Below are 11260 nucleotides of genomic sequence, written 5' to 3'. Positions count from 1 at the left end.
TTCATGACGACACTATCTAAAGCAGAATTAAAGCCAGAGTAAAACTACCCTATCATATAAACAGTGGCAAAATACTGACCAACACCGGGAAGCACAAACGTCAGGGCGCAACGGTATATTTGCAGATTATCGATTAAGCGTTACAGCCATTATTCGTCACTATGGAATGCATGAACGGAAGGAAAACTAAAAGAAGTTTAAAAAGTATTTTGGTTGTTATCTATTGGGAGATAAACTCCCGTCATCTCCCAATAAATAACTATTTTTAGGTAATTAGGCTGATTAAAGGACATAGCAGAGATTAGTATGTCGCGAATGAGCACCCAATAAATCGGCCAAAGAACATCCAATACCAATATCCCATTGAAAATCCTGCAACCAGTACATAACTGATCGATTTTAACTTACACAGTGAAAATGCTTTGATACCTTTCACTGTAAATACCAACATAAATGGCAATAGAAAAAAAAGACATAATGGTGCTGTCAATATCCTGTCATCATTGATAACAAAAGAACCGACCACATCACAAACGGTATTGATCCCTTCTTCCCCGATCGTCCACTCAAAATCAACTGTTGACAAACATCCTATCAATATAGTACTGAACAAAATAAAGGTGATACAGGCGAGTATATTTATAATTTTCATGCTCATTTATTTTTCTCATCTATTTATAAGGCATAAGACGAGATTTAATCCTTTCTTAAGCTCATTAAATTAAATCTGAAACGTTTATATCAAAAAACTTAATACGGCATTCTCTCGGCCTGCCAAAGATCAGATCTTGATCACAAGATAAGATAATATGATGAATAGAAAAACCAGGATTTGTCGGAGGCGAAAAATTCAATACACCCTAAGAGGTATAATAAATTCAGGCTATTAATAACAATACGTGATAAAAAATACGTAATAAAAATACAGAGGAAAGGAATAAGCCCTTATCCGTTTAATTAACAAACAGATAAGAGCCAGGGTCTGAAAGTCACAAGCTCACATTAGACTTAATTATCGATACATCTCAAACAGAGACATTCCTTTTAAGTCTGTGAACGCTTTAAAAGAAGCCTGCAAAGCAACCTGTTGTTGGAAATAGCTGGAAATAGTCGCAGTCCAATCCACATCGACCAATTCCCCAGAGCGAACTTTATTGGCAATACTACGTTCACTACCCAAAGAATCCAGTTGATCCAATTCCTGAAGTTGTAATCCAAGTACGGCTTCCACAGAAGAGAAGTTATTCTGGCTGTTACGGATCCCACGGTTAGCTTTATTCATCAACTCATTAGCTTCGTTTTTCTGCTCTTCAGTCGCCAAACTGTATGGCGTTCTCAACGCTTTGATTGCCATATCAATGGAGGCAAAAACATCAGATTCACTCGACCTGCCATCAGGCTCTTTAACCGGGCTGGATGTCTCTGATAAAAAAACCTGTCGTCCGGTATGAGCAAATACCATTGTGCGGTTATCATCCACTTTCTGGGTGATTGCTTTGTCACCTCCGACGTAACTGACTTTGCCATCTTTATCTGCTACAAAAGGAGGCTTATCCGTTTTATAACCAGCAAAAATATAACGGCCATTACCATCAGTTTTATTGCCGAGATTCAACAGAGCTTGTTTAAAACCTTCCAATTGCTGCGCATAGGATTCGCGATCTTGATCACTCTGTTCATCCGCAGCCGCAACTAAAGTCTCAAACACGTTAGATATCACCTTAACGGCATCAGAAGTAATGCTCAATTGGGATGACATGGCATTTTTGGCAAAAATACGGGCAGTCATAAACTGCTGGTTTTTCGATTCAGATTGAGAAACCATGATGTTTTGTGATGCAGCCAAAGGATCATCGGATGGATTAATGACCCGGCGGCCGCTGGACAGTTGTTCACCATATTTCATCCACTTGGATTGAGCACCAAAAATTCCATTCATTTTTTGGCTGTATAATAGATTCGTACTTACACGCACAATATCATTTCCTTTTTGTTACCAGCGACTAGCGACTAGCAAGAATAGTTACTATCAAAAACAGTGATCAGCGAATGCCCAAAATAGCATCAAACAAAGTTGTCGCCGTCTGGATCACACGGGCGTTTGCCAGATAGTACTGCTGCATACGTTGCAGTTCGCCGTATTCTTCGTCCATATTAACGCCGGAAATGGATTCACGGGTCGATTTCCATTTATCAACGATGTGGCCTTGTCTTTCAACGCTGATAGTTGCGCTATTAGCTTTGCTGCCCACGGTACTTACCAGTGAGGCGTATGCTCCGGCAAAGGAAGCCTTGCCATCCACCAAACGTTTATCCTGTAATTCAAGGAATTTCTTCGCGTTGCGGTTATCACTTTGACCAGCCTTGTTGTCTCCCGCTGCCGCCAATTGGGATGAATCCTTAAGATTCAATTCTAACGTAGCCACGACGTTACTGACCGTTTTCAGTGTGTATTTATCGTGATCCTGTACGCGAGTAGCATCAATTTCTACTTTCAGCCCATCAAATTCCAGTGTATTGCCGTTTTTGGTCACAGCAACCCTTTCGCGATCAGAAAGACGTTGTACTTTCCAATCTCCACTTTCATATTTGAGAGTGTAATCACTGGCTTTCACTTTGGTGGTATCGCTATATTCCACCTTGATGTCAGCCGTACCTTTGTTATCACTGTTAGAAACAACATCCGGTTTGCTAAAGTTGAAGAAATCAATGCCCGCTTTACCTTTCAGGTCAAAGCCAGCATGTTGTACCTGGTTAAATTGGTCAGCCATGACCAGTGCCAGTTGGTTTAGTTCATTACGGGTTGAATCGATAACTTCGCTGCGCACGCGCAATGCGCCGCCCAACTTACCACCTGAAATGAAACGCTCATCAATTTCTCTCGTACCCACAGTGCCATTGTTATAACCTAGCGTAATACGGCTACTGTCAGTACTGGATGGAATAGCTTCCATCCGGTAGGATTTACCCCCCGATACCAGTGAAATACCACCACCGAATGAGACGTTATAAACTCCACCATCCTGTTGAGTGACACTCACTTCCACCAGATCATTTAATTTACTTACCGCCAGATCTCGTTTATCCAGCAATGCCAACGGTTCACCTGTACCCACACCACGCATACGGGTGATTTCATTATTCAGTTTGGCAATTTCTTCTGAGTATTTGTTGATTTCTATAACATTTTTCTCAATCTGAGCATTGATGCTGCTATCAACCTGACGCAAAAATTCGTCCGCTTCTTTAAATCGGCTGACTAAACCTTCCGCTTTGCCTAACACCGTGGTTCTTGCCGCGCTGTCTTCTGCATTGCTTTCAACCGTCCCCAGGCTTTTGAAAAAGTCTTCAATGGAATTCGATAAGCTAATGTCTTTATCTGCTAACAAGTTGTTGATTTTGGTAATCTGCTCTTTATAAGCCTTTAAGGCAGATTGTTTGGTTTGCGCAGAGTTGTATTGCTGATTGATAAACTCGCTATATTCACGGTTAATGGTAGTCACCGTCACACCGTTACCCACAAAACCAGCGGGTGACATAGCCCCACTATTTTGTGTCATTACGGTGGTCTGTCGGTTATAACCTTCGTTTCTGGAGTTAGCAATGTTATTACCCACTACACTCATTGCCACCTGTGCGGCAGTAATACCACTCATGGCAGTATTCATAAGACTGTTGGACATTGTAGATCCTTTTACGTTTTCGTTATGCCTCCATCATGGGAGGCCAACTGCTGTCGTTATCGGTATATACCCAATGGATTTCAAGAGGCAACTTGAAAGACGAAAGGGATAAATTATCTGTAAAAGTTATCGGCAGGATATTCTGATCCTTGAACAAAAATGACTTGGACTGTTCGGTCAGAACAAGTTATCGAAATCATAGTCATAGGCTTTTACCATCTGATGGCCGCTACGCTTTAATTGCTGGATCAGTGTTACCAGTTTCTCGGCATAACCAGGGTCTGTGGCATACCCTGCATCTTGCAAGGAGTATGCTCCCTGTTCTGCGGTCGTTGACCGGGCGACTTTGGCATAGCGCGGGTTTTCCGCCAGGAATTTGACGTAATCCGTGACAGCTTCCAGATAAGAGTCATAAACCCGGAAACTGTCACGTATTATCTTCGGTTCACCCTCAATGTATTCGGTTGTCGTGATTTGAGTGACAGGTCCTTGCCAGCTTTTGCCTGCTTTGATGCCAAACAGGTTATGACTCGGCTTACCCTCTTCGGTCAGAATTTCCCGTTGCCCCCAACCAGATTCCAGTGCGGCTTGTGCGATGATCAGTAAATGGGGGATACCACTTTGCTGACTGGCTATCTGCGCAGGCACAGAAAGCATAGAAACAAAGCTGGCACTGTTTATTGGCAAAGACCTGGTTATTGGCAGAGTTTTCGACTGTACTGCACGATTGGGTGATTTAACAGGTATTGTCCGACGTAGAAACTGTTCCAAAGCCTGTTTTGGCAGGGTATGCAGGATTTCATTATCCAATGACATCGGTACAGTTCCGGCCAGTTCGCTGGGAGCGCTGTTAGCATTAGAAATAGTAGTATTAGGAACAGTAGTATTAGGAATAGCGTTGGAAAACTGTTTGACGATCATATCAGCAAATCCCAGTCCTTTTTGAGAAAGATCCTGGGTAATCTGCTGATCGTACATCGAAGTATAAAAACGCGTCTGATCACTACTCAATATGCCATCCTGTGGCAATGAGGAACGCATACTTTTCAGCATCATCTGAACAAATACGCCTTCCAGTTGTTGGGCTACCTGCCGTAGCCCCTGTTGTGGATCCTGTGATAATTTGGCTTTTAGTGAATGGAGTGAATTCACATCGTAAGCAACATTCGGCATCGTCAGAAAATCATTCATCAGATAATCTCCAACTTCGCCCGCAAGCAACCTGCACTTTCCATCGCCTGCAAAATAGACATTAAGTCTGTCGGTGTTGCTCCCAAAGCGTTCAACGCACGAATAACCTGAGTCAGGTTTGCACTGGCATTAACTTTCTGTAACACACCGCCTTGCTCCTGAATACCAACCCCGGTATTGCGGGTCACAACCGTATTTCCCCCTGCCAGTGGTGTATTTGGCTGATTGACTACCGTCTGACGCTCAACAATCACAGACAGGCTGCCATGAGCAATCGCACAGCTATCCAATGTGACATTGCGGTTCATCACCACCGATCCTGTACGGGAGTTGAAAATCACTTTGGCGTCGCCAGCATCGACACGAATATTCAGGTTCTGAACCTGTGACAAGAATTTCACCTGTTCGCTGTTCTCTATCGGCAAACGTAACTGTACCGTGCGGGAGTCCAGCGCTGTTGCTGTACCTACCCCTTTCAGGCGGTTGACAGCATCACTGATTTGCTGAGCCAGACTAAAATCATCTTCATTCAATTGCAGATTCAGAATACCTTTCTGACCAAATTTCGTTGGCAACTCCCGCTCAATAACAGCACCATGGGAAATTCGTCCGCCGGCAAGTTGATTGATTTTAAGACTATTGCCACCTGCGCTCACTCCCGCACCACCAACCAGAATATTGCCTTGCGCCAGTGCATATACCTGATTATCAACACCTTTCAATGGAGTCATCAGCAATGTACCGCCACGCAGACTCTTGGCATTACCCAGTGAAGAAACGACCACGTCAATGCTTTGCCCTGAACGCGCAAATGGTGGCAGCTTGGCTGTCACCATAACGGCAGCAACGTTCTTAAGTTGCATATTTGTACCGGGCGGCACAGTGATCCCCAACTGTGACAACATATTACTTAAACTTTGGGTGGTGAAAGGCGTTTGCATGGTCTGGTCACCCGTGCCATCCAGCCCAACGACTAAACCATAACCAATCAGCGCGTTATCCCTGACCCCCTCAATGGTCGTCAAATCACGAATGCGTTCAGCAAAAGCACTGGTCGGCATGAACGTGTTGAACAATACCAGCAAAAACGTAAAAAGGCTGGCGACTAATTTTTTCATCCTGACCATCCTCTTTTAAAACGGTGAGATATTCATAAAGAAACGCTGTAACCATCCCATGTGCTGCGCTTCATTGATATAACCATCGCCAACATACTCAATGCGGGCATCTGCAACCTGATTAGAACTGACTGTATTGTTGCCAGTGATGGTGCGCGGGTTCACAACGCCAGAGAAGCGGATAAATTCTGTTCCCTGATTGATAGCAATCTGTTTTTCCCCGACAACATGCAGGTTACCGTTTGCCAACAATTGATCCACGGTCACCGTAATTGTGCCCCTGAAAGTATTATTCGCATTCGCCCCGCCTTTACCGCCAAACTCATTATTACCTTCCATGCCCAAATCAGTTTTATCACCACCAATCAATCCCTGTAAAAAACGGGGAGTCAGGGTAGCAGCGAAACTGGTTTTACCATTACGGCTGGCATTCGCTGAGGAGTTTTTGCTGGCACTGACATTTTCTTGCAGGATAATCGTCAGCGTATCACCGATATTGCGTGGACGACGGTCTTCAAACAGTGGCTGATAACCGTAATAGACTGGCTGGACAGTCTGAAAAATAGAACCATTCGGCACCGGGGCAGGTGTTTCAGCGGGTTTGGCAGTTGTCACCCCTTTCACCAGTGGTTTGTGCGGCATATAAGCACAGCCCCCTAATGTCAGTACCGACAATGCGATTACCGCCACAGTTCTGCTGATATGCCGCTTATTCCCCTGGTTTTTCCGTAAACCGGCAAAGCTATAAGCGACATATTTTTCAGCCTGTTTTTCAGCATAGCTTTCAGCAACGGGCATTGTATCCATCTTCGATGCTCTTAAGTTTATCGTAGAAATCGTGGGGAATTTATTCCCCACTGATTAATGACTAGGTTATAACTGAGTCAGTTTTTGCAGCATCTGATCTGAAGTCGATACTGCTTTACTGTTAATTTCGTAGGCTCGTTGAACCTGAATCATACTGACCAGTTCTTCTGCCACATTGACGTTAGAGGTTTCAACATACCCCTGATTGAGCAATCCGGCACCATTGATGCCCGGTGCATTTTCTACCGGAACACCGGAACTGTTAGTTTCCAGATACAAGTTCTCACCGATGCTTTCCAGACCTCTTTCATTGATAAAGGTAGCCAGTGTCAGTTGTCCAACCTGCTGCGGCGCGTTTTGCCCCTGCACATTTACGCTAACGATACCATCACGGGCAATGTTTATTTTAGTGGCATTGTCTGGAATGATGATGGCAGGCACGACCTGAAATCCCCCGGCAGTCACTAATTGACCGTTCTGATCCACCTGAAATGAACCATCACGGGTATAGCCAGTTGTGCCATCAGGCAACTGAATCTGGAAAAAACCCTGCCCCTTGATTGCCACATCTTCACTATTACTAGTCTGTGCCAGGTTACCCTGACTGTGCAATCGCTCAGTCGCTACCGGACGAACGCCTGTACCAATCTGTAAACCGGATGGCAGGTTAGTCTGTTCAGATGACATCGCGCCAGGCTGGCGTTCAGTTTGATAAAGTAAATCTTCAAACACCGCACGCTGACGTTTAAAACCATTAGTGCTGACGTTTGCCAGGTTGTTGGCAATTACATCCATATTGGTTTGCTGAGCATCCAGCCCAGTCTTGGCAATCCATAAAGATCGGATCATGAATTTATCCCCCCCGATTAGCTCATAGCAAGAAGCTGGTTAGCCCGCTGAGCATTTTCATCAGAACTGTGTATGACTTTCATTTGCATCTCAAAACGACGCGCGTTGGCGATCATGTTCACCATGCTTTCCACTGGGTTAACATTGCTGCCTTCCAGTACACCCGGCATGATTTTCACTTCAGTGCTTGTCGCCAGTTCATCACCTTGTTGTTCCCGCGCCTGTGGCGTTAAATGGAACAAACCATCATCACCGCGCACCACTTGGTTGGCTTCCGGTTTGACGATTTTCAGCTTGCCAATCTGCCCCAATAAAGTGGGTGGATCGCTGGCAATCAGGGCAGAGATGGCACCGTCTGTCGCAATGGTCAGTTCAGCCTGCGGCGGAACATCAATCGGCCCGTTTTCGCCCATCAACATACGCCCCTGTACCATCAGTTGCCCTTCTGGTGAAATCTGGATGCTGCCGTTGCGGGTATAGGCTTCTGTCCCGTCTTCAAGCTGGACAGCCAAATAGCCACCTTGTCCGACCGCCACATCTAACGGACGAGAAGTGTAATTCATGGGGCCTTGACGGCTATCCATGCCGGGGGTAGAGGCAACGGTCAATGTACGCGTTGGCAGGGTTTCACCTTCAATCGGTACAGCTCGTAATGCAGCAAGCTGGGCCTTGAAGCCTGGTGTTGACGCATTCGCCAGATTGTTGGCTGTGACAGCCTGGTGCTCCAGCGTTTGGCGTGCAGCGCCCATAGCGGTATAAATGACGTGATCCATAAAGCTATCCGCCTGAGCCTATTAACGCATACTGACCAGCGTTTGCAGAATTTGGTCCTGCGTTTTGATGGTCTGGGCATTAGATTGGTAGTTACGCTGGGCGACAATCATGCTGACCAGCTCCTGGCTCATATCAACGTTTGATGATTCCAGCGCACTGCTAATCAGTTTGCCGAAGTTACCGGAACCCGCAATACCCACTACCGGACTACCGGATGCACCGGATTCTACCCAAACGTTATCGCCTTGCGCGGCTAAGCCTTCAGGATTAGAAAAGTTTGCCAGTATTACCTGACCTAATACTTGTTTCTGGTTGTTGGAATAGGTAGCGTAAATCTTGCCGTCATTATCCACACGGTAATCAATGAAACTACCCGCAGCATAGCCATTTTGTGTTGGATTAGAGGTAAAATCTTGTGCAATGTTCTGCTGTTTACTCCCCGAAAAATCGATAGTGATTGGCGCAGCAATTGAACCATTCAAAGATTCTACATTGAATGTAAATGTATTATTGATGCCGGCCATTTGGCCATTACCGTCAAATGCCACATCACCCAATTTATGAGCGGCAGAGCCTGCGACAGAAATATCCTTAGCATGAAACTCCCACTTATTGTTGGCTGTTTTCACGAAGAATATATTGAGGTCATGTTGATTCCCTAAACTGTCATAGACTTGCAGAGTTGTGCTGTAGTTAAAGCTATCTTTATTATTCGGATCAAAGGGATTTTTTACTTGATCAATCGCTGGGTGCATTGAATTTAGGGTAGCTTTCAACTTAACTTCTGTACTCGCTTTCGCATTCAACATATCCGTTGGAATTGAAAGTGGTACTACAGCTCCGCCTTCCTGAATTTCTCCGTTTACCGCCGGATAACCCGTCAACTTCATGCCCTGCATATTGATCAGATTACGCTCTTTGTCCATTTGGAACTGACCGTTACGGGAATAGAAAATATTACCGCTGAGATCCTGCATGCGGAAAAAACCGCCCTGGGTAATTGCCATATCCAACTGGCGATTAGTCTTAGTGGTTGATCCATCTTTAAAGTTCTGAAACATACCAGAAACCTTAACACCCAAACCCACGTCTGAACCACTGAAAACATCCGCAAACGCGGCGGAGCTAGATTTAAAGCCAAATGTCGCTGAGTTTGAGATGTTATTACCAATAACATCCAGATTACTCGCGGCGGCATTCAAGCCACTAACCGCTTGTGAAAAAGACATATGTCCTCCGTTTAATTAAAGAATCTGACGAACTTTATCCATGGTTACCGTACCCGCCAGCCCTAAATCTAATTTAGTGCCGTCTTCACCCCGTGTGACGCTGTTTACCACACCTTGTGTCAGCGGGAATGTCACTATCGCTTGATCTTGATAGCTTGCAGAAACAGTAAAGCTATATGCACCGTCTGCAACGTCCTTGTCATCCGCGTCTTTACCATCCCATTTATGGCTATGAACACCTGTATTTAACTCACCGATATCCCATTCCCGGACTACCGCACCACTCTTATCTTTGATGGTTACTTTGACACTGTCGGCAGGTCGGCTCAGTTCAAAGCCAAGTGCACTGATTTCTTTCTTTTCTTTGGAACCTACTAAAATTTTATCCCCTGGGATCATCACTTTACGACCAATCAACATGGTCGTTTGCATTGCCTGATTACCTTCCATTTGTCCAACAATGGCACCCAACGATTTATTGAGTTTTTCAATGCCTTCAACAGTACTGATCTGCGCAAACTGCGTAGCCATTTCATTGTTTTGCATTGGATTGGTTGGGTCCTGATTTTTGAGCTGTGCAACTAGTAAATTCAGGAAGTTATCTTTGATATCACCACTTTTCTGTGGCTGTGTTTTGGTGATGTTGGCTAATTCACCAACCGTTGAATTATCCAAAGAGTCATTGATTGAAGCGGTAACTGCCATAATGGAATTCCTGTTACTGACCCAGAGTCAGGGTTTTCAGCATGATGGACTTAGTGGTATTGAGAACTTCAATATTTGCCTGATAACTGCGGGAAGCAGAGATGGTATTGACCATTTCCCCGACGACATCCACATTTGGCATACGCACATAACCTTTTTCATCTGCTAACGGGTTACCCGGCTGATATTCAAGACGAAAAGGTGTGGGATCATCCACCACTTCGCTAACGCGAACGCCGCCAACCTCTTGGCCTGCGGGGGCGGCAACACGGAAGACCACTTGTTTGGCACGGTATGGCTCACCATCCGGCCCCGCAACACTGTCGGCATTCGCCATATTACTGGCGCTGACGTTCAGCCGCTGAGACTGAGCAGAAAGCGCGGAGCCGGCAATATCAAAAATACTGAGTAGAGACATTCCCATTATCCTTGTGACTGTAGAACTGACATCATGCTTTTGATCTGAGCATTCGTCATGGTAAGTTCGGCCTGATATTTCAGACTGTTATCTGCGAAATTGCTGCGTTCCATATCCATGTCAACGGTATTTCCATCCATCGACGTCTGGTGAGGCACCCGATACAACAGATCCATCTCCAGACGTTTCTGAGGCTGAATGGGAATATGTCGATGGGAAGTCAGAGTCAGCCCAATTCCATTCCCCGTCACACGACCATGTTCCATCACCTTTCTTAATTGGGCGGCAAAATCGATATCGCGAGCCTGATAGCCAGGGGTATCCGCATTGGCAATGTTTGCCGACAGAATTTCCTGCCGCTGGTTGCGGAGTACCAGGGCTTCTTGTCGAAAATGAAAGGCGGTATCTAATTTATCGAGCATATTCCTCCCTCGCCTGTTTTATAGCCAGCTTTATAGGCCAGTTTAGGGTAAGTCCCGCAGAACC

Annotated in this window: 12 protein-coding genes; all 12 read right to left on the bottom strand. The window is 45.3% G+C overall.

Annotated elements, in window-relative coordinates; translation table 11 throughout:
• Nucleotides 1-301: 301 nt before the first annotated feature.
• The gene (locus ABLA85_RS14535; RefSeq protein ID WP_367965119.1) at nt 302-658 is read right to left on the bottom strand and encodes a DUF2645 family protein; all 357 of its coding nucleotides are present in this window, start codon (nt 656-658) and stop codon (nt 302-304) included.
• A 354-nt stretch (nt 659-1012) separates the two neighbouring features.
• The gene (flgL, locus tag ABLA85_RS14530) at nt 1013-1975 is read right to left on the bottom strand and encodes a flagellar hook-associated protein FlgL (protein ID WP_367965118.1); all 963 of its coding nucleotides are present in this window, start codon (nt 1973-1975) and stop codon (nt 1013-1015) included.
• A gap of 67 nt (nt 1976-2042) precedes the next feature.
• Nucleotides 2043-3683, bottom strand: a complete 1641-nt coding sequence (flgK, locus tag ABLA85_RS14525; protein ID WP_367965117.1) for a flagellar hook-associated protein FlgK — start codon at nt 3681-3683, stop codon at nt 2043-2045.
• Nucleotides 3684-3860: 177 nt separating this feature from the next.
• Complete coding sequence (gene flgJ, locus ABLA85_RS14520) at nt 3861-4874, bottom strand: flagellar assembly peptidoglycan hydrolase FlgJ (protein WP_367965116.1); 1014 nt, start codon at nt 4872-4874, stop codon at nt 3861-3863.
• A complete protein-coding gene (locus ABLA85_RS14515; protein ID WP_367965115.1) occupies nt 4874-5992 on the bottom strand; it encodes a flagellar basal body P-ring protein FlgI in 1119 nt (372 codons plus the stop codon). The genes flgJ and ABLA85_RS14515 overlap by 1 nt, the downstream gene beginning before the upstream one ends.
• 15 nt (nt 5993-6007) lie before the next feature.
• Nucleotides 6008-6799, bottom strand: coding sequence for a flagellar basal body L-ring protein FlgH (locus ABLA85_RS14510; RefSeq protein ID WP_367965114.1), 792 nt, complete (start codon nt 6797-6799; stop codon nt 6008-6010).
• Between the two features lie 66 nt (nt 6800-6865).
• Nucleotides 6866-7648, bottom strand: a complete 783-nt coding sequence (gene flgG, locus ABLA85_RS14505; protein WP_367965113.1) for a flagellar basal-body rod protein FlgG — start codon at nt 7646-7648, stop codon at nt 6866-6868.
• Nucleotides 7649-7665: 17 nt separating this feature from the next.
• Nucleotides 7666-8421 carry a flagellar basal body rod protein FlgF gene (locus ABLA85_RS14500; protein WP_367965112.1) on the bottom strand — a complete coding sequence of 252 codons (756 nt, stop codon included), beginning with the start codon at nt 8419-8421 and terminating at the stop codon, nt 7666-7668.
• Between the two features lie 21 nt (nt 8422-8442).
• Complete coding sequence (gene flgE, locus ABLA85_RS14495; RefSeq protein ID WP_367965111.1) at nt 8443-9651, bottom strand: flagellar hook protein FlgE; 1209 nt, start codon at nt 9649-9651, stop codon at nt 8443-8445.
• Nucleotides 9652-9666: 15 nt separating this feature from the next.
• Nucleotides 9667-10356: a flagellar hook assembly protein FlgD gene (gene flgD, locus ABLA85_RS14490; RefSeq protein WP_367965110.1), complete on the bottom strand. Its 690-nt coding sequence runs from the start codon at nt 10354-10356 to the stop codon at nt 9667-9669.
• A 13-nt stretch (nt 10357-10369) separates the two neighbouring features.
• Nucleotides 10370-10774: a flagellar basal body rod protein FlgC gene (gene flgC / locus ABLA85_RS14485; protein WP_367965109.1), complete on the bottom strand. Its 405-nt coding sequence runs from the start codon at nt 10772-10774 to the stop codon at nt 10370-10372.
• A gap of 5 nt (nt 10775-10779) precedes the next feature.
• A complete protein-coding gene (flgB, locus tag ABLA85_RS14480) occupies nt 10780-11196 on the bottom strand; it encodes a flagellar basal body rod protein FlgB (RefSeq protein WP_367965108.1) in 417 nt (138 codons plus the stop codon).
• Between the last annotated feature and the right edge of the window lie 64 nt (nt 11197-11260).

This window comes from Xenorhabdus sp. SGI246 (assembly GCF_040838225.1).
GTDB lineage: Bacteria > Pseudomonadota > Gammaproteobacteria > Enterobacterales > Enterobacteriaceae > Xenorhabdus > Xenorhabdus indica.
The sequence above is the reverse complement of the archived record's forward strand: the minus strand, read 5'-3'. Positions and strand labels throughout refer to the sequence as shown.